Raw genomic sequence first — 24,105 nt, 5'->3', positions numbered from 1 at the left:
ACCCGCCAAATAAAAAACATAAAAAAAGGGCTGAGTTCATAGAGAGAAACTCAGCCCCGAATGATTAATTTATTCGTTTGTTTCGATAAAATTTAAACATAGCAGTTATTCGTGTTTTCAGCGTATTCAGTTTGGCGGCCTTTAGCTCAATCAGAGGCTGTGTTAGGGCCGTTGCAAGCCCGCTTGACAGCAATAGAGTCAGCAGCATTGATATGCTGGCGAGCATAAGGAATTGTTCTGGCTCGTTGAAATAGTTCTGCAGATCACTTTCTCTAAACAGTCTGACGATAAATCCATGCAATAAATACACATATAGGGTGTTTTTGCCCAGGCGTGTAAAGAAATATTGCCCTTTTGGCACACAGGCAAGAAAGCTAAACACCATGAGAAAACTTAAAAGATAGAAACCTAGCCTTGTCAGAAGTGCAGTGAACGATGCTGCACCCATTTCTGCATATGGTTTACTGCCGAGCAGCCATTGATAGTTTATGTCTGGGTATAAATAAAACAGCGCAGTGGCTATGGCAAAAATAATGATCGCCAATGCTTTTGCTGTTGGTTTCAGCAGAAGAGCTAAATGCTCTTTCTTAAGAAAATACCCTGCTAAAAATAAAGGGAAAAACACAAATGTTCTTGATAGGCTTAAATAGTTGGAAACCCAATCCACATACCCGATCGCCAATCCAATGAACACGGCAGCTGTAATGGAATAGACGGGTTTAAACTTAGAAAACAATAAAAGCATTAAATTCCAGCAGAATAACGAAATAAGAAACCATAAAGACCAATGTGGATTGAATGGATCCATTTCAATGGTTGGCCGGTTGTACAGGTAATAATAGAAAAGTGAGTAGATGCCTTGAAAAAGCAAATAAGGCAAAATTAATTTTTGGGCAATTTTTTTTATATAGCCTTTTTCATAATATCCTTTTGCGAAAAAGCCTGAAACGAGAATAAAAGCAGGCATATGAAAAGAATAAATCACTTTATACATTGTAAAGATTGTCTCATTATCTTCAATAAAAGAGCGGAGCAGATGTCCAAAAACAACGAAGAAAATTAAAATAAACTTCGCGTTATCAAAATAGAAATTCCTTTTTTCCATAATTCCTCCTCTATTAAAGACCCCCTAAAAAGCAATATTTATTTACCCAAATTAACACGATTAAAACAGACATTATAGAGGTAAAAACAAGTTGGCTTACAAGTTTTATCCAATACATAAGCATAAATACCTAGTTTATAAATTTTTTGTAAAGTATTAATATTGTTTTTGTTAAAACAATTCTTCAAAAGCCATATTTTATCGATTATAATGAATTCATATAATAGTAAAAATGTTATATAAACATAGTTCAATTGACACGCTAGTTCGGAGACGACCAGGAGGGGAATGTGATGAAAGGACTAAAAGTTTTTAAAAAGAAAGGGAAGGAAAAAATAGAAAAGAAACGAGAAAGAAAAATAGCGGAGCATATGCAAAAAATAATGAGCTCTAAATGGTGGAAGAAGTTAAAATTAGGTCAGAAATATGGCGTTGTTCTGTTTACAACCATTGCCCTTTTTACTGCCTCAACAATCATAACGTTTGTTCTTTTAACACTAGCGAGCTCTAAAATGAACACAGTTGAAGAAGCTGGTGAAAGAGCAGTCAATATTTCTGAAGTAACAACAGTGTTTCATCGCCAGGGAAGTACAATTGGAAATTATATTATTGATAGCAATCCTAAACATCTTTCAACATTTTCAGAACTATCAACCGAATTTATACAGCAATCGGAGGTTATTTCTCCGCTGTTAACTGAAAAAAACAATAAAGAATTATTTAATGTTGTGATTGAAAATAACGGAATCATCACAGACACTTTTCTAAATGATATTGAGCCAGCAGTGAAGAAGATGAATGTTCGTGAATATCGGCTTGGCAAATTACAGGTTGATAATCTTATAGGTGAAACTGTGACTCTATTAGATGAGTTAAATGAGAACTTACATACGCAGCAGGCTGATGCTATTTCTGCAGCGAAAGGAAGTTTAACACTAACGCTTATCGTATTGGGAATCTCAATTGTTGTTTCAGCCTTCCTGGGAATTTCAAGCATCTTAATCATCGGAAGAATTATCTCAAGAAAACTTGGGCAAATCGTACATGTATCAAATGAAATTGCTTCAGGCAATTTAAATGTTCAATCATTAGTTTATGATGGCGAAGATGAGATTGCAGAGCTAAGTCAGGCAACGAATAAAATGAAGGATAATCTGCAAACGATTATTAAAGAAATCACTTCGGTCTCCCAATATGTGACAGACCGAAGCGGTGAATTAAATACGGCTGCCGGGGAAGTGAAGGCCGCTTCACAGCAAGTGGCTTCAACAATGCAGGAATTGTCAGGCGGTGCTGAAGAACAAGCAAACTCAGCGACTGGACTGGCACAAATGATGGAAGATTATTTAGACAAAGTAAACAATGCGACAAAAAGCGGAGAAGAAATTAAAACTGCTTCCGCTGATGTATTGGATATGACAAAATCAGGCGACATGCTGATGAAGGAGTCTCAGCAGCAAATGATTGCAATCAATGATATTGTGAAAACGTCTGTTGAACGGGTAAATGGACTGGACGATCATACAAAGCAAATCTCAAAACTGATAAAAGTAATTCAGGACATTGCTGATCAAACCAATCTGCTTGCCTTAAATGCGGCTATTGAAGCTGCCAGAGCGGGAGAACATGGCAGAGGATTTGCGGTTGTAGCTGATGAAGTAAGAAAACTAGCTGAACAGGTTTCTTTCTCAGTAAAAGATATTACAAGTATTGTTACTAATATACAAAAAGAATCTTCGAATGTGGTTGCTTCTTTAGAATTGGGATATAACCAGGTGGAAGAAGGAACCAATCAAATTCAGGTTACAGGTGAGACATTCCAAAAGATCTATAATGCAGTGAATATTATGTCTTCCAATGTGACAGATATCTCTAACAGCCTTCAAGTTGTGGCGGATCGTTCTATGACTATGAATCATGCAATTGAAAACATAGCTGCTGTATCTGAGCAGTCCGCAGCTGGCATTGAACAGACAAGTGCATCGGTTACACAAACGAATCATTCAATGGAAGAGATTTCAGATAATGTGGAATCATTATCAGAGCTGGCTGAACAGCTTAATGTGATGATTATGAAATTTAAGATTTAAACTAGAAAAAACGGTTCTGTGAAATTCGAGGAACCGTTCTTTTCTATACCTAAGAAAGGGATGAGAGAGATACTCAAATTGAAGACAAAATTAGTAGACTAGATTGTTCGCTATGTATACTTGCTATCCGGAAGGCTTTAAATTTTAGTATTCTATTTATAAATCAAAGAGAGAAAAAGGGATTTGTTCTTCTTCGTAGAACTATATTAAGTAAGATGGAATCCTATTTCGACTGTTCATAGGAGGGGGAAAATTGAACACATCATACAAGGATAAGAGCATCCATGCATTTTCAGAAATTCTTGCAGAAAAGGAAAAATTATTTGACACCTTTTATAAGAAGACTTCTGATCCAATTCTTTTCTGGCAAGAGGGTATGATTATCTCTGCAAACCCTGCTATGTGTAAATTTATTGGATGCAGCCATACAGATCTGCAAAAATGTAAAATAGATGATTTTTTTTACAAAGATTCAGCATATTACGCTACCTTTCATGAGTTATATAATAGTGGGGCTGCTGAAGGTGAAGTTGTATTTTCTTATCCTGATGGGGAGAGCATCCCTGTATTTATTACCTTAAAATTAAATGTGATTGCGAATGGCCATTTGGCTATTTTTCATCCTGCTGATAGTCATCTATATAGGGAAAGAGAGCTTGCGGAAAGTGAAAATAAGTTTCGGAATCTATTTGAAGGTTCAAGAGAAGGACTCGTTCTTTGGAATGAACGATTTGAGATTGTTGAGATGAATCCTTCCGCTGTGCAAATGCTTGATGCAGACGAAGAGACAATCATTGGCTCTCCAATAATGGACTTATGTAATGTCTGTCAATTAGAGCGGCAGCAATTAAAGGACCGAGTTGGCAGAACTTCTGGAACCTTTAAATTAACACAAAAAAATGGAATAGAAAAAACATTTGAATTTTCAACACTGCATAACGTCTTTTCGAAACTCAATGTGACGGCGTTAAAAGATATCTCAGAAAGACTGATTTTAGAGGAACAGCTTAGAAAATCAGAAACCTTGCATGTATTAGGCGAGCTTGCAGCAGGAGTGGCACATGAAGTCCGAAATCCATTGACGGCACTTAAAGGGTTTATTCAATTACTGGAAGGCTCGGTTCAAGAGGATTTCTCTATGTATTTTAATGTTATTTCAACGGAATTAGAAAGAATTGACTCTATTATTAATGAATTTTTATTTCTATCTAAACCACAGGCTTTATGTTTTTCAGAAGAAGATGTTTCCAATATTATGAAACAAACTTTAGATCTGCTTTCTGCTCAAGCTGTTTTACATAATATTCAATTTATTACACAGTTTTCTGAAAACCTTACCAAAATAACTTGTGTGCCAAACCAATTGAAAAAAGTGTTTATCAATATGATTAAAAATGCGATAGAAGTAATGCCAAATGGCGGTTTTATTAAAATCCATATTGAGAGAATAGAAGAGCACATTAAAATCTCTATTATTGACCAAGGTGCCGGAATGGATAAAGAAAAATTGAAGAAGCTTGGCGAGCCTTTTTATACGACAAAAGAGAGAGGAACCGGACTGGGACTAATGGTTACTTATAAAATTGTAGAGGAACATAGCGGCCGGATTGAGGTAGAAAGCGAAGTGGGAAAAGGAACTTCATTTAACGTCTATTTGCCGGTTTCACAAATATCGTAATCAAGAATCATCAGGAGCAATTGTTTCATAGAATCATGGCCATCTAATTACACACATGCAGTGAGATGAAGTCTCATTTGTTCTCTTTAGGTTAGCCAATCAACAAATATTATTTTGAGGCGCTAGAATGTGAAACGGAAGGATGTTTGAATTCATCTTATAGCAGTGTCACTGAGAAATTCATCTCAGCGGCTTTTTTTTTGTTCCGGAAGCCACAAGAAACATGCAGGCATTCAAAATTGAGTATGGGTATTGACGAAAACATATAAATTTGATATATATCTAATTAGATAAACGTTAAAATAGATTAGAGGAGTTAATTAAGTGCAATTAAACAGAATTGTAGCATTTCACAAAACAATGGGCGACCCGACAAGAATAAGGATTGTGCATCTTCTTGCGAAAGGACCACTTCATGGACAGGCAATTGCTGGCAAACTGGGGTTAACACCACCAACGATTACACATCATCTAAATAAATTAAAGGACATTAACCTTGTGTATCAGCGTCGTGATAAAAACACGATCTATTTTTACCTGAATGAATCCGTTCTGCAGCATCAGGCAAAATCATTAGTAAAAATGCTGGAAGAAGAGGAGGAATTAACTGTTATGGATAACGAAGCGGCGAAGATTATTAAGAACTTTATTGCAGCAGATGGCACTCTTAAGTCCATTCCTGCGCAGAGAAAGAAAAAGCTAATCATTTTAGAGCATTTAATGCAAAGCTTTAAAATAGGGGAAAAATATGAGGAAAAAGAAGTGAATGAAGTGATAAAAAAATACCACGAAGACTATGCAACCATTCGAAGAGAGTTTATCATTAATCAATACATGTACAGAGATAATGGAATATACGAAGTAAACCCAAAGGAAATGTGGGCAAAAAGCGAGTAATAAAAGACGGTCAAGACAAGGGAATCGTATAATGAAACATGAAAATCCAATATGGAAAAAACTCCTCATAGGAAAGTCTGTGAGGAGTTTTTTTCAGTGTACTCTTTAGTAAAAGTCAGGTTTTCGATCTGTAAAGATTGGAATGGTGTTTCTTATTTGCAGAACTTGATTCAGGTCAACTTCTGCTTGCAGAATCTCTTCTCCTGAGCCTGCTTCTTTGATAATTTGGCCCCATGGATCAATGATCATAGAATGTCCTGCAAACTTATTATTAGGATCATGGCCTGAGCGGTTGCAGGCTACGATAAAGCATTGGTTCTCGATCGCTCTTGCAATCAGCAATGCCCGCCAGTGATCGAGTCGTTTTAGCGGCCATTCTGCTGATACAAAGAGAATTTCTGCTCCCTCTAATACATGCTTGCGAATCCATTCAGGAAAACGAATATCGTAGCAGATCACACCAGCAAATGTCCTTCCTTCTAATGAGAAAAGACCAGATTCACGGCCGCTTTTTAAATATAAATGTTCATCCATTAACTTAAATAAATGCAGTTTGCTGTATGTATGGATATGCTGACCATTCCTGGCTATGATCGGCATTGAATTATATATGTCCTGACCAGCTAAATTGGCTGCAGATCCGCCAATAATATGAATATTATATTTTACTGCAGCTTCCTGTAAAAAAGTAATCACTTCTTGTATATTTCCATGTTGATAAAGATTTTCCAAGTCGTATCCAGTTGTCCAAAGTTCAGGTAATACAATTACATCTGTGCCAGCTTTGCAAGCATCAATGATCATATTATGAGCTGTATCAAAGTTCTTCTTGGGATCTCCGAAAGAGACATCCATTTGCAGACAGGAAATGGTTAACTTCATATTCATCCTCCTCATCTTTTATACTGTTATCATATTTGAATATGTAGTTCATGTAAATTTCTAATAAAATTTTTACAAAGAATGTTGTGAAAATGAAGGAAAATTGTCGAACGATCATTAAAAATAGGTATAAATACTGTCGATTGCCATTTTTTTTGAAAAAATAATGTCTAATATTGCGAATCTATTTACAATATTAGAAATTCTTGTAATAATTCTTCAAGTGGTCACAAAAAAACGTAAAGATAACGGAGAAAAGAATTAGGAGGAAACAAGGTTGTTTTATAGGAAAAAGTTGTTAATGGAAATTCAAGCGAAACGGGAGATCATGATTCAATCAGTACAAAACCATGGAATTAGCAGTGAGATTGCAATTAGGCATAGTCAGGAACTGGACAAACTTATACTAGAATACCAATACAATTTACAACGCCAAAAAGAGCGAAGAATAGAAATAAGACTTCTTTTTAAACAACTTATATTAAATTTAAAAAATCCTGCTGTATAGAGACATGTATGACATTGGAGCTGAATGTTTAATGAGCGTTAATAAAGCGAGGCGCCAAATTCCTCTAGGTAGATCAATTGGACTGGCGCCGCACTTATTTTAGATAAATCGGTTTTGTAAGTTTAAAATAATTCAATTAATAAAATCATGAATAATAGACCGGTGATAAAGGAATATGTTGATGTGCGTTCATTCCCATCTCCATGACTTTCAGGAATCAGTTCTTTATAAATGATAAATAGCATGGCGCCTGCTGCAAATGCTAATCCATATGGAACCAGATTGGCAACATAGGCAGTGAGGAAAAATCCTAATAGTCCAGAAACAATTTCAATGGCTCCTGTCAGTGTTGCAATAATGAAAGCTTTTAACTTACTGATCTTTTGATTGACTAAAAACAAGGCAACGAGAAAGCCTTCAGGTGCATTCTGCAGACCGATGGCAAATGCTATTAAGTTGCCGGTATCCTCTGTACTGGATGCATAACTGACACCTACAGATAACCCTTCAGGAATATTGTGAAGCGTAATAGCCGAAATAATGAGGAGCGCTTTTTCATCAAACTCGATTCCGCTCTTGGAATGCTCTAAATCAATATGAGGAATCCTTTTTTCTAATAGTGTTAATGTGAATACACCTAAAATGATCCCAATGGCCAGCGGAAAAAATCCCCCTAGACTAAGTGCTTCAGGTATTAGCCCCATAGTAGAAGCAGCCATCATAATACCTGCTGTAAATGCCAGCAATACGTCACGCCAGCGATGTGTTACCGAACCGCGCATAAACAGAATGATAAAAGCTCCAGCTCCTGTTGATAATGCGGAGAGTACACTTCCAAAGATGACTTCAGACATTACATTCACCTCTCCTTTTCTGTCAAAAAACCTATACTGTTAAAAATGAGAAAAAGAATATTAAGATAATTTCTTCAAGGCTGATTTATAATGAACTTACAAAAATTAATGCTCGATTCTACTATCATAATATTCTAGATTAAAAAGAGCAATTAAATCATTTGGTATTACGTAACAGCGATAAATGTATGACGGGGGACTAAAGAAAAGGGGCATAATAGGCTCAGGCGATAGCAGCAGAACATTACGAACCTAATGCCAAACAACAATGGAAGCAAGAAAAAAAACGTTCATGCAATCATATGCAATAGACTGCATGAAGGTGAAGAAAAAAGCAGAGCGACTTGTGCTCTGCTTCCGTTTCAATTTTACTCCTCCTGATCCTCCTGCGAAGGAAGAAAAATATCGACTTGAGTACCAAAGTTTTCTTTGCTCGTAATGAAAATTTCGCCTCCGAATGATTGTATGATCCTTCTGCAAACAACGAGCCCAAGTCCAGTGCCCATATCTTTCGATGTATAAAAAGGCTGAAAGATTTTTTTAATTGCCTGTTCAGATATCCCGGTGCCTGTATCAATTATTTTTATTTGGCATTTGCTGTTCTTGACTGATAATTTAATGGTGAGACTTCCGCCAGCCTCCATTGATTCAAATGCATTTTTAGTAATGTTCAAGATCACTTGTTTCATTTGGTCTTTTGTACCTTTTACATAAGTAGGGTCATTCGGAAGCTCACATTGATAATTTATTCGATTCATAAGCGCTTCAGAACGAATTAAAGGATCTAATGTACTAAGGATTTGATTTAAATCCATCGTTTCATTTTTTTGCGCGGTTGGTTTACCAAGTATAAGAAATTCACTGACAATTTCATTGATTCTATTAATCTCATCATTAATCACTGAGAAATAATATTGATCGGTTGAGCTGGTATATTTTTCACTCAGTAACTGAACAAGTCCTTTAATGCCAGTTAATGGATTGCGGATCTCATGAGCTGTGCTGGCCGCAAGTGTACCGACAAGCTCCAATTTCTGCAGCTCATTTTCCTTCTTTTCTTGCTGTGCCTGCCTTTTCAGCATAAAGTATTTAATAAAGAAGAAGATAATATGTGTAATGATTAAATATTTTGCAAGTGCCGCCATTACTTGCTTATAAATCGTATCTGAATTTTTGGGGGACATGTTCACTTCTAAAGTCCAAGGCAAGCTTTCAAGCGGTACCGAAATTGTATGATGAGAATCTTCTTTAGCAGAAACAATATTAAAAATGAGTTCATCTTCGGCGTTTAATAGAGTTAAACTAGTATTTGGAGTTAATACTTTCATAATATTCTCCATATAATCACTGCGAAGATGGGCAATGAGAATAGCACTCATCTCTCCACTTTCAGAAAAAACAGGTTTTCCAACTCCAATTACATTTTGTCCGTTTATTAGTTTTTCTTCTTTATTGGAAATAATAATGTCTTTCGTTTTTCTAATTTCTTTAATATATTCTGTGTCTGATAGATCAGCATTTTCTAGGTATGAATTGGAGCCAGCCATGATCGTTCCACTTGGGTCCAGCAAGTAAATACCTCCGTAACGGGGGTCCATTCGATGTGCTTCCTGTAAAAGATATTGCAATCGATCTGCTGATTGATCTGTTCTAATTGATAGTGATAAAATCTCTAACATCGTAAATGTCTCTGATATAAATTGATCCCAGCTTTTTTGGTGAACAGATGCAATCCAATAGGTATCTTCCTCTCGCTGATTGTAATCCTCTTCTGCTGATTGATAAAAAGAGTAAAGGCCGCCAATCAGTGTGGGTAAACAAACGATTAGGAGATACAATGCAATGTTTTGATATTTATTCGTCATGATTATACTCCGAACTTTTCATAGATTTGTATGTATTATACCATTTTTTGGACGATAAAGCTGAATGAAAATGATGAGGCATATTAAGTATGTAAAAAGTCTCATGAATCCGTCTCAGTAAATTGACATGCTGTACGTGCTTCCTTATAATTATCTTGATTTCAAGAAATTTTGTCTATTAATTTGTAAAGGATTGGAGTAAATGGGTTCTGAGAATATAGGCCAATCGCTAAAGCTATTTATTGTTCTTTCTAGGGCATACCGTTCAATAAATGAACAGGTGAATAAAAGAATACAAACATATGGTTTGAATCCGACAGAATTTGCCGTTTTAGAGCTTTTGTATCATAAAGGAGACCAGCCTCTTCAGCAAATTGGCGGAAAAATATTACTAGCGAGCGGCAGCATTACGTATGTGGTGGATAAGCTTGAGCAGAAGGATTATTTGAGAAGAGTCGCATGTCCGAATGACCGTCGAGTAACTTTTGCACAAATCACCGAGAAAGGGAAAGAATTTATTGAAAGTATCTTTCCTGAGCATGAGCAGAAAATACATGAAATCATGTCTGTTCTGAGTGAAGAAGAAAAGGAAACAGCGATTGATCTTCTAAAGACTGTTGGACTTTCAGTAGGAAAGTATTAGTACCTGAACGAGCTTCGTTTAAAATAGCGAGCTCGTTTTTATTTTTAGCTCTTTTCTAAAAGTTTGTTGTTTTTGGATAAGTTTTCTATTTGATAACAGACTAGTTGAATGGAGCAGAAGGTGCGAGTCTCCTGCGGGAGAAGTGGGATAGGTGAGACCCCGCAGGAGCGTAAGTGACGAGGATGCTCAGCGCCCACCCGCGGAAAGCGAGCGCCTGGAGCGGAAATCAACTTCTACTCATTTAAGTTCACAGCAACAATGTTTACAAAAACAGTATTATTTTTTATAGAACATCTTATGTTTGTTTGAAAAGCTATGGTTTATTCGCCAGTTTGATAGATGGAATGTGCTTTAGAAAGAAAGAAGAAAAATTTGATAGGAAATTAAGTATAAAATAAGAAAGATAAAACATTAAATGAAAAAGGAAATGAGCCTCCGCTGTCGAAATAAAATATGTTGATAGGCTGGAGAATAAAGGGGCATACCCTAGTCTATCTTGCTGCAGAATGAGTAACCCGATAAGAATCAATTTAATATTCAAAATTTTTCGCATGTTAAAAGGAGTGCTTAAAAATGAGATTTGAAGATTATCAATATGTCCGGCCGGATATTGACCTGGCAGGAAAAAAATTAGATGAAGCCATTGAGGCATTTAAAAAGGCTGCATCCATTGAAGAACAGGACCAGGCTATGACAGATCTAAATGCCATTCGTAATGATCTCAGTACGATGTTTAATTTGACCTATATTCGTCATTCTATTGATACAAATGATGAATTCTATAAAACCGAGCAGGATTTTATGGATGAGGTGCAGCCTCAAATTGAAGGGTATATGACGAAGTATTATGAGGCCTTAGTAAACTCTCCATTTAGAGATGAACTTGAGAAGAAATGGGGAAGACAGCTATTTGATTTAGCAGATGCACAATTGAAAGTGTTCTCTCCGGAAATAGTTTCCTCCTTACAAAAGGAAAATAAGTTATCTTCAGAATATACAAAGCTGATTGCGTCAGCGAAAATTCAGTTTGAAGGAGAAGAGAGGACACTAGCTCAGCTTGATCCGTTTACAGAGTCAACAGATCGTGAAATGCGGAAAAAGGCAAGTGAAGCAAAGTTTGGTTTTCTTGCCGGAATTGAAGAGGAGCTTGACAGAATTTATGATGAACTTGTTCAGCTGCGTACAGAAATTGCTCATAAATTGGGCTACAAGAACTTTGTAGAGTTAGGATATCACCGTATGTATCGTACCGATTATAATGCGGAGATGGTAAAGAACTTCCGAAATCAGATTAAGGAATATATTGTACCGCTTGCTACCAAGTTAAAAGAGCGCCAGCGTGAGCGAATTGGTGTTGATCAGCTTAAATATTACGATGAGGGATTTGTTTTTAGCACAGGCAATGCTGTTCCAAAAGGTGATCCAGAATGGATCGTAGCCAATGGACAAAAGATGTATGATGAGCTTTCAGAAGAAACAGGTAAATTCTTTGCTTTTATGAACGATAATGGTTTAATGGACCTTGTTGCGAAAAAAGGGAAAGCTGGCGGCGGTTATTGTACATACATCGAAAATTACAAAGCTCCATTTATTTTTTCCAATTTTAATGGAACTTCAGGTGATATAGATGTGCTTACACATGAAGCAGGTCACGCGTTCCAAGTTTATGAAAGCAGTCATTTTGAAATCCCAGAATATAATTGGCCAACCTATGAAGCAGCAGAAATTCATTCAATGAGCATGGAGTTTTTTACATGGCCATGGATGGAGAATTTCTTTAAAGAGGATACAGATAAATATAAGTTTTCCCATTTAAGCTCAGGCTTATTGTTCCTGCCATATGGAGTTGCAGTCGATGAATTTCAGCATTGGGTTTACGAAAACTATAAAGCGACACCAGAAGAGCGAAAGCATGCCTGGAGAGAAATTGAGAAGAAGTATATGCCTCATCGAGATTATGATGGAAATGAATATTTAGAGAACGGCGGTTTCTGGCAGCGTCAGGGTCATATATATAATTCGCCTTTCTATTATATTGATTATACGTTAGCACAAATTTGCGCCTTCCAATTTTGGAAACGGTCTAGAGAAAATCAAGAACAAGCATGGAAGGATTATTTACATCTCTGTAAATTGGGAGGAAGCCTGCCATTTACAGGACTTGTGAAAGAGGCAAACTTAATCTCTCCATTTGAAGATGGCTGTGTTCAATCTGTTGTTAGTGAAATTGATCAATGGCTTTCTGCTGTTGATGATAAAGCATTGTAATGAATGAAAAAGAGGCTAGGACATAAGTATTTAACACATTCATAGAACCGAATGGTTAGGAAGTTATCTTTCTAATCATTCGGTTTTTTTATTTATGATTATATAATATATTTTATTAACATGAGTGAAATGGAGCGGAGGCCCCTCGACTCCTGTGGGCAATAGAGGAAAAGGTGAGACCCCGCAGAAGCTTTGCTTCGAGGAGGCTCAGCTTCCTCCCCACGGAAAGCGAGGGGCCGCAGCGCAATTGAACGGACTTGTTTAAACACCCAAAACAAGATAGTGAATATTCGTGTTTTAGAAAGATTAATTTCGTTTTTTCCCAGCCCCTTATTAGTATAAAAAGAAATGTTTAAGCTTTAATCACGATCTTATCATTCTCAAGAACAGCATACAGACGTTTGCAATCCTTCTGGTCAATAATAAAGTCAGCAATTACATCTTCGAGCTGATCTTGAATCACTCTTCTGAGCGGACGTGCCCCAAACTTAGGGTCATAACCTAATTCTGCGAGCTTCTCTTTCACAATGTCATCAATTTGCAATTCTATTTGCTGTTCTTTTAACGAATGAATTAGATCAGCAAGGAGTATATCAGTAATCTTCAATAAATCTTCAGGCTGTAAGGATTTAAATTCAATAATGCTATCAAAACGATTTAAAAACTCAGGCTTGAAAAATCCTCCTAAAGAATCTAAAATAGTTGCTTCATTTACAGCTGATTGTGCGCCAAAACCAACCTTTGTTTCTTTATGGCTGATACCAGCGTTACTCGTCATAATAATGACGCTATCCTTGAAGCTGACCGTTCTGCCCTGACTGTCTGTTAATCGTCCATCTTCAAGTATTTGCAGGAACATATGCTGAACATCAGGATGAGCTTTCTCTATTTCATCAAGGAGAATAATGCTATATGGATTGCGGCGCACTTTTTCAGTGAGCTGTCCAGCTTCCTCATGTCCGACATAGCCTGGAGGTGAACCTATAATTTTTGAAACACTATGCTTTTCCATGAATTCACTCATATCAAGACGAATCATGTTTTCTTTCGTTCCAAAAAGTACTTCAGCAAGCGTTTTAGTCAGTTCTGTTTTCCCAACCCCTGTTGGTCCAACAAATAAGAATGAGCCAATTGGACGGTTTTTTGGTTTAAGACCAGCACGGCTGCGGCGGATTGCCTTTGCTACTTTAGTGACAGCCTCTTTTTGACCAATAACTTTTTTAGTTAGGTTATGTTCTAGATTTTGCATCTTAGATTTATCATCGTCTAATAGCTGTCCGACTGGAATGCCGGTTTTTTGCTCAATAATTTGCTGGATCAGTGGCACATCAACTGTTAACCTTTCAGGTTTAGCTGGGTCATTGAGCTTCTTCTCCAGAAGTAGCTCTTTCTCTCGAAGTTTGGCGGCTTCTTCATAATTTTCTTCTTTTAAAACCTGTTCCTTTCGAATATGAATTTCTTTTAATTTTGTTTCCAGAACTTCATGTGACTGGTGTTTTAATTCAAGATTGAGTTTTGATCCAGCCTCGTCCATTAAATCAATGGCCTTATCTGGAAGATAACGATCCTGGATATAGCGATGTGACAAACGCACACATGCTTCAATGGCTTCTTGACTGAATGTTACTTGATGATATTCTTCAAATTTTGCTTTTAATCCGTGTAAGATCGATATCGCTTCATCAATGGATGGCTCTTTTACATGAACAGGCTGAAATCTTCGTTCTAAGGCTGCATCCTTTTCAATTGTTCGATATTCTTTTAAAGTAGTTGCCCCAACTAGCTGCAGTTCTCCTCGTGCAAGGGAAGGTTTCAGAATATTGCCGGCATCCATAGAGCCTTCTGCAGATCCTGCACCGACTAAGAGGTGGAGTTCATCAATGAATAAAATGATATTTTTACGGTACTGAACCTCTTGAATTAGCTTTTTCATTCTTTCTTCAAATTGTCCTCTTATTCCCGTATTAGAAACAAGAGAAGCAACATCAAGCAAGTAAACCTCTTTACCTTCTAGTTTCTTAGGAATTTCGCCATTAGCGATTTTCAGTGCAAGACCTTCTGCAATGGCTGTTTTCCCAACACCAGGCTCTCCAATTAATACTGGGTTGTTTTTGGTGCGGCGATTAAGGATTTCTATTACTCGTTTAATTTCTTCATCTCGGCCAATGACCGGATCAATAAGTCCTGCCTTTGCCATATGAGTTAAGTTTCGTCCGAATTGATCTATAAAACCGCTTCTGTTTTGCTGGCGGTTAGCTGTTGGTGTATCAGATATATTTTCGTTATTCTTCATTTGATTAAATAATGAGTCGAAAGGCATCCCGTTAAATCCTGAAAAATACTGTGATGATGGACCAAAAGCAGGGAGTGCCTTTTGTTTTTCAGCTTCATAACAGCTATGGCATAACTGAAGCTTGGTTTCATTTCCATTTACCCGATACACCATTTGAACAGATGCTGTGTTTTGCTGACATTTTTGACAGTTCATGATAAGTTCCCCCTTTTGACTTTGACTATCTTTGACTATATTATAATTTGACCTTTACTGACTTTCAAGTGTTTTGATTATGGTATTATTTTCATTTAAAACATAGAGCTTTTTATATAGGGAAACGTCCAATAGTGAGTGGCCGTCAACACGATGATATTTTTCACTCTGCTAAAGTTTTTCTGTAAGCTGCAAAATTGAGGTGGGAAAATCAGAATATAGTAGGAAATGCTCGTCATTGTTTGTCCCTTTTCACATATATTTGAAAGGGAAGGGAGAGATATACTTGAAAACAAACTGGGCTGCTGCCTTTCAAATAGCTGCTGTATATGTTGGTACGGTTGTTGGTGCCGGTTTTGCTACAGGTCGGGAGATCGTTGAATTTTTCTCTCGTTTTGGCATTTTCGGTTTAGTGGGGATTTTAATGAGTGGGTATATTTTTATTTTTATGGGTTCAAAAATGATGAGAATTGCAGCTCAAATCGAGGCAAAATCATATCAGGAATTAAATGAGTATTTATTTGGAAAGTTGTTTGGCACCATGTTAAATCTATTTATGCTGATTATGTTATTAGGTGTATGTGCAGTCATGTTATCAGGAGCGGGGGCAGTGTTTGAGGAACAGCTTGGCATTTCAAAAACCATCGGGGTGCTAATCACCATCGCTATATCGTTGTTAACCATTCTTCGGGGGATTAAAGGCTTATTTGCGATCAATATAATTGTCGTACCCATGATGATTGTTTTTAGTTTTATGCTGATGCTTATTTCCATGCAGCTTCCTGACTTTTGGGAGAGAGTAGCATATATCCCGTATGCCGATGACGGATGGAAGGCAGTCATAGCTCCTTTTTCGTATACAGCTCTTAATTTAGCGCTGTCTCAAGCTGTACTTGTTCCTGTAGCTTCAGATATAAAAGATGATCAGAGTATTAAATGGGGAGGCATTTTAGGAGGAGCAGCATTAACCTTAATCCTTATTTCGAGTCATGTAGCATTGGTCATGCTTCCGGATGTAGAATCGTATAATATTCCAATGGCAGTGGTTATGAAAACCTTGGCTGCATCGTTTTATTGGATTTTTGTATTTGTTATTTATGGTGAGATCTTGACATCGGTTGTTGGCAATGCGTTTGGATTAGAGCGCCAAATTCGTCAATATATCAATATGCCAGCGATGGTAACAGTTTCGTTTATTTTTGTTATCAGTTATTTGGCAAGCATGATTAATTATGGAACATTGCTTTCCTATATGTATCCTTTATTTGGGTATGTAAGCCTTGGTTTTATTATTGTGCTCTGGATGAAACCATTCCGAGAGCAAAAATAGAGGGAGGAATTTTGGCTATTTGTTCAAAACATCTGAAAATAGGCGGGATTTTGAGAGATAACCGGAAAATCCCCCCTTACTTACAGTAAAAAGGAGCGCCAAGAGGCTGGGACAAAACGAAATTAATCTTTCTAAAACACGAATATTCACTATCTTGGTTTGGGTGTTTAAACAAGTCCGTTCAATTGCGCTGCGGCCCCTCGCTTTCCGTGGGGAGGAAGCTGAGCCTCCTCGAAGCAAAGCTTCTGTGGGGTCTCACCTTTTCCTCTATTGCCCACCGGAGTCGAGGGTCCTCCGCTCCATTTCACTCATGTTCATATAATAAATTTTATAATCATAAAAACCGAATGATTAGAAAGATAACTTCCTAACCATTCGGTTCTATGAGTGTGTTAAATACTTATGTCCCAGCCTCATCCCTCTTCCATAATGGTTGCGGCCATTTTTAAGAAGGCATCTTGATGCTGTGCACCGGTTTTCGAGAAGATTGAAATTTTAACATCAGCTTGATCGTTATGAATAATATAAGCTGCCACTGCATCTTCACCATTATCTGCTGTAAAGCCTTTAGTGTTTTGGAAGGCTTCTCCTTGTGGAGGATCAATGGACTGAACGTCCTCACTTACTGCCTCTAGCTGGGCAATCGTATTTTCTTCAAGCATATCTTCATCCTGTCCTTCAGGAATAAGCTCAATTCTCATAAAATGGTGATCATCTTCCTTAAAGAAAAGAACATCTTTATTCGGTTCCTCGCCTGTAAGTTCATAATCCGGCAAAACATATAACGAATAGTTCATATTATCACTATTCTTTAAGAATGCCGTTTCTTCTTTCATTTCACCGTCTTGTTCATACTGAAGGTTTTGTTCCATTAGTCGAATCATTTGGTCACTATCATTTTCGTCTCCATTTTCCATTGGCTCATCTGCTTCTGATGGATCGGGAGTTTGATTCTCCTCACCTTGAGTACGATCTGTTTGATCCTGAGATTCTTCTGTTTCTGTATTTTGATCTGCAGAACTGTTTTCAGTTTCTTCAGCCTGATCAGCTGTGCCGCAGCCTGCAAGCAGCAGAGCAAATAATACACTCATAAATAGAAGTTTTAAAGGTTTCATCGTATGCAGTCCTCCTAATGCAGAAATTTGTTCTACTAAATATGACGTTTTTTTTAATGTAATGTTACAAAAAAACATTATTTGTAGAATTTTTAAATTTACACTAATGGAAATAACAAAAATAAAAACAGATCAAATATTAAATGCGAGACAATGAGCATTGGAATACTTCGTTTCCAAGCATACAAAATCCCCCAAAATAAACCGCCTATTAATGCAGCTAAGGGTAAAATCATTTCTCCAGCATACAGAGAAACAGAAGCATAAAGCAGTGAAGCTATGAGAATACTTGGAAATAATCCAGCAAAGCGCATCAATCTTTTTTGTACAAAACCTCTCCAGAATATTTCTTCACCAGGTATGATAATGAGCAGCATGATAATATAATGCCAGAGGTTGACTGGAGAAAAATCACGATAAAGCTTAACTGCACTTTCTTTAACAGGAAGTCCAATGAACGACATAAGCTGATAGCCTGTCCAAAAAACAGCAAACAAGAGGATTCCAGACAGTATTCCATATAAAATATAGGTCCAAAAGGGCTCTTCATCTTCAACATCTTCATTCAAGATTGCATAACTAATTAGGAAAAGCATGGCTGCTGAAAAGATGTACCAAAACACATTCCGATCGGAAAAAGTAAAAAACATTAGACCATGTGCAAGAATTAGTGCGAATAGTAGCCTGATATCACGGAATATGTCAGTCATGATTAGTATACCTCCTTTCCTTAAAAGAAAACCAATCCTTATTTTAGCGTACTTCTGTCTTCAGAGGAAGCCTTGCAGATTACTTTGTGAAGAGAGCCACAGAAAAAAACCACAGGTCATTTAGTATAAGGGAATGATTGTATTGGAAAAATACGAGCATCTAATTAGGAAGGAGGAATGAGAATGACAAAGCAAAAGCGTGAAAAAGAGCGTGAATGGAAAGAAAGAAAACAGGATCAGCATCCGCATGGTAAGGTGAAATCATTTAAGGAATTATCACAGTCTGAAGATGAGTCATAAACTAATAAACATGCTCCATATTTCTTGTTTAAAACAAATAAAATCCCTGTCTGCAGTGACAGGGATTTTATTCATAGAAAGTTGTTTCTATATAGTTAGTTATTTACAATCTTATAGTTTTTATGGTTGACGACAGTTCTTTGTTCCAGCTCCAGGTCGCGGTAATTATCCATATAGGTTAAATCAACAATAACAGAATTTTCATTGACTTTCTCGACGATTCCCTGTAAGCCTTCACGGAATTCAATTATGTTTCCAACTTCAGCCTTTTTCAACAGCTTCTCCCCTTTTCTTGCCAAATTCATGTAGATTTATTTTATATTTTGCACTATAATATTCAATTCGTAAAGAATTTTATCTATATTTCGTTAATTCACCTAAGGTTGATGAATGATTAGGCTATAATCCGTTAAGGAGTGTTAAGGGATGGATACACAGTATATAAATGAAATCTTAGACAAACTGAAAAATGGAGAACTGTCAGAGTACTATGTGAAGAAAGAGGATTTTTTGCCTTTAAGAAGTATCTTGGTAAGCAGGGAAGACTTTAAGCATTACCGTGGAATTGCTCAAAGAAACGGGGATGTTTTGTATCACTATCTGGCCGAACCGAGAAGTTAAGCTGTCATAAATAAGCGGAAAGGGAGTACCTGATGCAAAATCTGTAAGGGAGCACTCCCCTTTTTAATCCTATTGGAAAGGATCCATAAGCAGGGCTGAAGAAGCAGCTCCTGATTTGGAATAAAATTTTTGTGCAGCTTAAGCGCAGGAATACTCCCACGCAGGCTTGCCAGCCGGCATGTTTTCTAAACACTCTTGCTTAAATTTATTTTCTATTGGACGATAGGCTATTTTTCGAGTAAACCTTTAATCCCTCAACAATCCCTTTCATTGTTTCCTTGTCATTTAATCCTTGAAGACCGTATGAATAGGTGTTTCCGACTTGTTTTATCCAAACAATATTTCCTAGTACTCTCATCTTCTGATCATTAAGAGTAAAATGCACCTCATATAATTCATTGGTCATAAGCTTTGTTTCAGTAATTAATTTAAGGCCATTTGGACTCATATCAGGAATAAGGATGGCAATCGGTTCACTTTCTTCTTGCGGTTTTAGAATAAACCCAGGGATTGGGCTTCGAAATTGAAAGCGAAAACCTTCATCACGTTTATACCTCATCATTAGGATCACTCCTTTTTTCTCGTCTTAATTTTCCTAAAATAATATCGAAAATAAAAGCATATTTCAACAAGTTCAAAAAATATACAAATCCACTTTAATTTTCGGAATTAATAGATTAATATAAAAATAGAAATAACAATTGTTTACAATAATTTCAAATGACCTACTCTCAGGTCAATTGATCAATACAAAGGATTGTAACTGCACAGGAGGGCTTATGGAACAATTATCAAACTTAAAATCAGAAATTTCAAAAGTAATCATTGGTAAGGAGGAGGAAATAGATTTATTAGCGATTGCACTCCTTTTTAATGGTCATATTCTCCTTGAAAGTGTACCGGGTACTGGAAAGACCCAGCTTGCCAAGTCTTTCTCCAGCTGTATAAATGGGGAGTTTTCCAGAATCCAGTTTACACCGGATGTTCTTCCAAGTGATGTAACGGGAATACAGTTTTTCAATCCGAAAAGCCAGGAATTTGAATTGCGTCCTGGTCCAATTGTTGCCAATATTGTGCTTGCAGATGAAATCAATCGTGCAACCCCAAGAACACAGTCAAGTTTACTTGAGGTAATGGAAGAAAGACAAGTAACAATCGACGGTATTTCAGTAAAAGTGCAGGAACCTTTTATGGTCATTGCAACGCAAAATCCAGTGGACTCACAACAGGGTACTTTCCAGCTTCCGGCGGCTCAAATGGACAGGTTTTTATTTAAAATAGAAATGAGCTATCCCAGCATCGAAGAAGAGAAAATCATTCTGCGAAATGGCCGATTAGGATCTGCAGGAGCTGAACTTGAAGCCATTTTAAGCCATGATGAAATCATGCAAATGAAAAAGGAAGTTCAGCAGATTAAAATAAATGATGCAGTGGAGGAATATATCGTCGAAGTGATCCGCAAAACAAGGCAGCATCCAGATATTGACCTTGGCGCAAGTCCGCGTGCCGCATTGGCGCTCATGAAGGCAGCACAGGGAACCGCCTATTTACAAAATCGTACATTTGTAATCCCAGAGGATGTTAAACGTATGGTGCCTCATGTACTCGGTCATAGACTTATTCTGTCAACTGAGGCGTCATTAACCAAAACGATGACAAATGTGCTGGAGGATGTGCTTGAATCAGTGCCAGTACCTGTAGAAACAGGTAGTATTTAATGAAACAATGGAGAAAGTATACCGTAGAAGATCAATATTTCTCAGTCACTGGACTGATAGCGATTATTTTATTTTTTGCATCCCTTTACTTTAACTCATGGCCAGTTTTCTTTGCTGCGGTTACAGTCATCATCCTTAGCTACAGCAATAAAAAGTATTTAAAGCTGGCTGGAAAGAATCTGATCTTCCATGATCAGAAGCGGAGGGATAAATTTTTTTCGGAGGAAAGCGGAGAATGGATTCTTCACTTTGAAAATCGTGGCGTGCCAATTATGAAAGGCGAACTGCTGGTCTATTTTGATGATGTTGTTTCGCCTTCTGATGAGAAATATGTACCAAGATTGTCTATTTATGAGGTCAGCATTCCGTTTTCGATTAATTTCAGGCAAAGCAATATCATACGGATTCCCTTTGTTGCCAGAAATAGAGGGTTGGCTAAAATACGAAAAATGGAACTCCATATTCCTCACTTTTTTGGATTAGGGGAAACAGTTCTTGAATATAACCAGCTAATGATGCAGGAAGCACTCGTTTATCCACAGACGTTGACGGTGAAAAATAAAAATATCCTAATGACAGATCGGCAGGGAGACTCTGAAGCCCCTTTTTCCTTATTTGAAGATTTATTAGCGCCTGCCGGAACAAGGGATTACAGCCGCTCTGACAGCTTTAATCGAATTCATTGGAAGGCAACTGCCAGAAAGCAGGTATTACAGACAAAAATATTTGATAAAGTGGCAGAGACCGGCTGGAATCTTTCTATTAATATTTCAGATCGCCATTCAATTACCGGAGAAATAGAGGAACTATTAAAAAGTACGGCTGATCTGGCTTATTATTTTGTTCAGATGAATATCCCTTTTTCTTTATGCATTAATATCCGGTTAGCTGGCAATACCCCTTTTTATTACATACCAGCTGGAACCGGAAAGCAGCACTTGCAAAAGGTTTTAGAAATGCTCGCATTAGTAGATGCGCATGGTTCCATTTATCCATATGAAAAAATGCTGTCATTTTATAATCGTCATCTTTCAATTCAGCCGTTTTTTTTACATGGAGGTAAAGAGCCGAAGCATGCTGATTCTTTGCAGCTGTTAGCACAAAAAGGGGTATCCTTTTATGACCTGCTCCTTCAGGGTGAACATGCAATGATTCAAAAGAAGACGATCGTGAAAAGAAAAGTGGTGTCGTCATGAAGTCTTCTCTGTTGAATAATTTGATTATATTATTGTCTGAAATCCTTTTTGGAAGCATGTTAATCTGTGTCTATTACACCTTAATAAATGGTTATTTTTCATTAGGTGCACTATTTGTGGTCCTCGTGCCTGCAGCTGCCTTGTTTTTATGGCTAATAGAAAAGTATCCAGACAAACAAAACGTCCTATTTCTTGCACTGGTATTTCCGTGCGTTTTAGTTGCTGGAATTGCTTTTGGATTTCCTGTTCTTTTACTGATTGGTTTGGCTGTTCTTTTATTTTGGCGGACAAGTGTGATGATGAAAAATAAAGATAGTGAACAGACAGGCTATTGGCTATTAATGACTTTTGTTATAGGAGGAGTCTTATTATTTGTATCTCAAATGGCAACAACCGCTAATAGCAGTCAAATTGTAACCATCTTAATTTTGCAGCTGGCAGTCTTTTTGATTGGAGGATTTATAAGGAGACTATTGCCAGTTGAAACAGATCAGCATGAAAAAAGGCAATTCTCTAAGTATTTTTTCTATATTGTTGGAGGTATTACGGCGGTTTCACTGGTGTTTACGATAGGAATGAGCATAATTAAATGGCTGTTCTTTCTGTTTTTAGAAGGTATTGCTGCTGTGGGTGGACTCTTAGCGGCTCCATTGTTTATGTGGACTGAAGGAAAAGAGATGGAAGTTGAAACGCAGGAGATTCCGGAGACGGAAAATCTTGATGACGAACTCTCAACAAACATCATTTCGGAAGCTGCACGAGAACCTTTTGATTTGACCATCCTCTTTTACATTCTATTTATTGCCGCTTGTATATTCTTCTTTTATTTTGTTATTAAGAAGGCGAAAACTCCGGTAGCTGTTAGCGCTGAGGAAAAAGCAGCTTTTACGATTTCATCAACATTTAATGATAAGGATGGTAAAAATAAATTTCAATGGCATTCTTCCGCTCCTGATGATGTGATTCGGAAGGAGATTTATCAATTTGAAAAGTATGCAGCCAAGCTTCATATGGGAAGAAACGATTATGAAGCAATAACTGAATGGTTTCAAAGGATAGGATTAACAGGGAGCAGAGAACTTATTTCTATCTATGAAAAGGTTAGATATGGAGATGAAATGGGTACACAAAAAGAGTATAAGCTGTTTAAAGAATATATAACAAAGAAGAAGTCAGAAATGAAAAAGATCTACAAAGTCCTGGAGAAAGAAGGAAAAGTGCCTTCAAATTCGTTGAAAAACAAAGTACTATCACAATTCTCCTCCAGCAAGAAAAAACAATAAAATTTCTTCATCATCCTGCAGTCTTAACACAATCTGCAGGATGATGAATGAAAAATCCAAGAATGTTTCAATAATCCTGTAGTCCTCTTCGGTATTGACCAAAGCAAACTAGGCTTTTTTTCATCAATTCCCCATGCTAAAGACATTCGTAAGCACAAGCCATCATATAATGGAAAAAAGGTGAAAGGCTGGCGATGAAATGAAAAGGGAGTTAGAGAAAGCGCTGAGAGTGAAGAGTTTATCGAAGGAGATTCTGCAGGAGCTGCTTGAAGATCGGATATCATACAAAGAAGAAGATTTAAGACAGGTTGTTGAAGTTTTGGCTCGTTCTGTAAATGAACTATCTGACTTGTATATAGGACGACCTTGTGATCATGAGGTGGTTTTAAAAGGTACCATTATGAAAATGAGAATAGGGCTAAATACAGTGAAAATGAAAAAAGAAATCATTGGAAAATGAAAGCGTTTGACGTAAAAAAACTTACATTAAACAGCAAAAAATAAAGCATTTCCATTGTATAAAAAGAGGGGAAGTGCTATTCTTTTTTTTGAGG

At 37.0% G+C, this 24,105-nt stretch carries 22 protein-coding genes; 13 read left to right on the top strand and 9 right to left on the bottom strand.

Features of this window, described 5'->3' with window-relative positions:
- Positions 1–64: 64 nt before the first annotated feature.
- Positions 65–1,105 (bottom strand): acyltransferase family protein, encoded by a 1,041-nt coding sequence (locus B7E07_RS15210; RefSeq protein ID WP_080846852.1) that lies wholly within the window; start codon positions 1,103–1,105, stop codon positions 65–67.
- Positions 1,106–1,398: 293 nt separating this feature from the next.
- Here B7E07_RS15210 and B7E07_RS15205 point away from each other — a divergent pair, with 293 nt between their 5' ends.
- The 3 genes from B7E07_RS15205 to B7E07_RS15195 all read left to right on the top strand — a co-directional run bounded on the left by B7E07_RS15205 (position 1,399) and on the right by B7E07_RS15195 (position 5,770).
- Positions 1,399–3,195 carry a methyl-accepting chemotaxis protein gene (locus B7E07_RS15205; protein ID WP_176215217.1) on the top strand — a complete coding sequence of 599 codons (1,797 nt, stop codon included), beginning with the start codon at positions 1,399–1,401 and terminating at the stop codon, positions 3,193–3,195.
- Between the two features lie 253 nt (positions 3,196–3,448).
- Positions 3,449–4,873 (top strand): PAS domain-containing sensor histidine kinase, encoded by a 1,425-nt coding sequence (locus B7E07_RS15200; RefSeq protein WP_080846848.1) that lies wholly within the window; start codon positions 3,449–3,451, stop codon positions 4,871–4,873.
- Between the two features lie 324 nt (positions 4,874–5,197).
- Complete coding sequence (locus B7E07_RS15195) at positions 5,198–5,770, top strand: DUF2087 domain-containing protein (RefSeq protein WP_080846846.1); 573 nt, start codon at positions 5,198–5,200, stop codon at positions 5,768–5,770.
- A 105-nt stretch (positions 5,771–5,875) separates the two neighbouring features.
- On the opposite strand, the gene B7E07_RS15190 is transcribed toward B7E07_RS15195, so the two are convergent.
- Positions 5,876–6,652 (bottom strand): carbon-nitrogen family hydrolase, encoded by a 777-nt coding sequence (locus tag B7E07_RS15190; RefSeq protein ID WP_080846844.1) that lies wholly within the window; start codon positions 6,650–6,652, stop codon positions 5,876–5,878.
- A gap of 301 nt (positions 6,653–6,953) precedes the next feature.
- On the opposite strand from B7E07_RS15190, the gene B7E07_RS15185 reads away from it, so the two are divergent.
- A complete protein-coding gene (locus tag B7E07_RS15185) occupies positions 6,954–7,160 on the top strand; it encodes an aspartyl-phosphate phosphatase Spo0E family protein (protein ID WP_139785642.1) in 207 nt (68 codons plus the stop codon).
- A gap of 122 nt (positions 7,161–7,282) precedes the next feature.
- Here the strand turns inward: B7E07_RS15185 and B7E07_RS15180 are convergent, their stop codons facing one another.
- Together B7E07_RS15180 and B7E07_RS15175 are read right to left on the bottom strand one after the other, a co-directional pair.
- On the bottom strand, positions 7,283–8,014 hold the full coding sequence (locus B7E07_RS15180) for a ZIP family metal transporter (protein WP_080846839.1): 732 nt from the start codon (positions 8,012–8,014) through the stop codon (positions 7,283–7,285).
- Positions 8,015–8,382: 368 nt separating this feature from the next.
- Positions 8,383–9,879 (bottom strand): ATP-binding protein, encoded by a 1,497-nt coding sequence (locus B7E07_RS15175; protein ID WP_080846836.1) that lies wholly within the window; start codon positions 9,877–9,879, stop codon positions 8,383–8,385.
- A gap of 202 nt (positions 9,880–10,081) precedes the next feature.
- Between B7E07_RS15175 and B7E07_RS15170 the strand changes: the two genes are divergently transcribed.
- Entirely contained in the window at positions 10,082–10,522 is a 441-nt protein-coding gene (locus B7E07_RS15170) for a MarR family winged helix-turn-helix transcriptional regulator (RefSeq protein WP_080846834.1), read from the top strand.
- 573 nt (positions 10,523–11,095) lie between these two features.
- Complete coding sequence (locus B7E07_RS15165) at positions 11,096–12,790, top strand: M3 family oligoendopeptidase (RefSeq protein ID WP_080846831.1); 1,695 nt, start codon at positions 11,096–11,098, stop codon at positions 12,788–12,790.
- Positions 12,791–13,142: 352 nt separating this feature from the next.
- Here the strand turns inward: B7E07_RS15165 and B7E07_RS15160 are convergent, their stop codons facing one another.
- Complete coding sequence (locus B7E07_RS15160; protein WP_080846828.1) at positions 13,143–15,278, bottom strand: ATP-dependent Clp protease ATP-binding subunit; 2,136 nt, start codon at positions 15,276–15,278, stop codon at positions 13,143–13,145.
- Positions 15,279–15,564: 286 nt separating this feature from the next.
- Between B7E07_RS15160 and B7E07_RS15155 the strand changes: the two genes are divergently transcribed.
- Positions 15,565–16,608, top strand: a complete 1,044-nt coding sequence (locus B7E07_RS15155; protein WP_080846825.1) for a YkvI family membrane protein — start codon at positions 15,565–15,567, stop codon at positions 16,606–16,608.
- Between the two features lie 413 nt (positions 16,609–17,021).
- Here the strand turns inward: B7E07_RS15155 and B7E07_RS15150 are convergent, their stop codons facing one another.
- Complete coding sequence (locus tag B7E07_RS15150; protein ID WP_080846820.1) at positions 17,022–17,723, bottom strand: ICP22 family protein; 702 nt, start codon at positions 17,721–17,723, stop codon at positions 17,022–17,024.
- 98 nt (positions 17,724–17,821) lie between these two features.
- Positions 17,822–18,433, bottom strand: a complete 612-nt coding sequence (locus B7E07_RS15145; RefSeq protein WP_080846818.1) for a CPBP family intramembrane glutamic endopeptidase — start codon at positions 18,431–18,433, stop codon at positions 17,822–17,824.
- Positions 18,434–18,616: 183 nt separating this feature from the next.
- Between B7E07_RS15145 and B7E07_RS24460 the strand changes: the two genes are divergently transcribed.
- Positions 18,617–18,733 (top strand): DUF6254 family protein, encoded by a 117-nt coding sequence (locus B7E07_RS24460; protein ID WP_257391463.1) that lies wholly within the window; start codon positions 18,617–18,619, stop codon positions 18,731–18,733.
- A 95-nt stretch (positions 18,734–18,828) separates the two neighbouring features.
- Here B7E07_RS24460 and B7E07_RS15140 read toward each other — a convergent pair whose 3' ends face one another.
- Complete coding sequence (locus B7E07_RS15140; RefSeq protein WP_080846814.1) at positions 18,829–19,008, bottom strand: YkvS family protein; 180 nt, start codon at positions 19,006–19,008, stop codon at positions 18,829–18,831.
- A gap of 151 nt (positions 19,009–19,159) precedes the next feature.
- Between B7E07_RS15140 and B7E07_RS15135 the strand changes: the two genes are divergently transcribed.
- Positions 19,160–19,354 carry a hypothetical protein gene (locus tag B7E07_RS15135; RefSeq protein ID WP_080846811.1) on the top strand — a complete coding sequence of 65 codons (195 nt, stop codon included), beginning with the start codon at positions 19,160–19,162 and terminating at the stop codon, positions 19,352–19,354.
- A 205-nt stretch (positions 19,355–19,559) separates the two neighbouring features.
- On the opposite strand, the gene B7E07_RS15130 is transcribed toward B7E07_RS15135, so the two are convergent.
- Positions 19,560–19,916, bottom strand: coding sequence for a PilZ domain-containing protein (locus tag B7E07_RS15130; protein ID WP_080846808.1), 357 nt, complete (start codon positions 19,914–19,916; stop codon positions 19,560–19,562).
- A gap of 217 nt (positions 19,917–20,133) precedes the next feature.
- Here B7E07_RS15130 and B7E07_RS15125 point away from each other — a divergent pair, with 217 nt between their 5' ends.
- The 4 genes from B7E07_RS15125 (at position 20,134) to B7E07_RS15110 (ending at position 24,011) form a co-directional block, all read left to right on the top strand.
- A complete protein-coding gene (locus B7E07_RS15125) occupies positions 20,134–21,072 on the top strand; it encodes an AAA family ATPase (protein WP_080846807.1) in 939 nt (312 codons plus the stop codon).
- Positions 21,072–22,268, top strand: a complete 1,197-nt coding sequence (locus B7E07_RS15120) for a DUF58 domain-containing protein (RefSeq protein WP_080846804.1) — start codon at positions 21,072–21,074, stop codon at positions 22,266–22,268. The genes B7E07_RS15125 and B7E07_RS15120 overlap by 1 nt, the downstream gene beginning before the upstream one ends.
- The gene (locus B7E07_RS15115) at positions 22,265–23,551 is read left to right on the top strand and encodes a hypothetical protein (protein ID WP_080846802.1); all 1,287 of its coding nucleotides are present in this window, start codon (positions 22,265–22,267) and stop codon (positions 23,549–23,551) included. The genes B7E07_RS15120 and B7E07_RS15115 overlap by 4 nt, the downstream gene beginning before the upstream one ends.
- 199 nt (positions 23,552–23,750) lie before the next feature.
- Positions 23,751–24,011: a hypothetical protein gene (locus B7E07_RS15110; protein WP_080846800.1), complete on the top strand. Its 261-nt coding sequence runs from the start codon at positions 23,751–23,753 to the stop codon at positions 24,009–24,011.
- Positions 24,012–24,105: the final 94 nt, after the last annotated feature.

Origin of the sequence: Cytobacillus gottheilii (assembly GCF_900166665.1) — a bacterium.
In the GTDB taxonomy this organism is placed as follows: domain Bacteria; phylum Bacillota; class Bacilli; order Bacillales; family Cytobacillaceae; genus Cytobacillus; species Cytobacillus gottheilii_A.
This window is presented reverse-complemented; position numbering and strand designations above follow the sequence as displayed.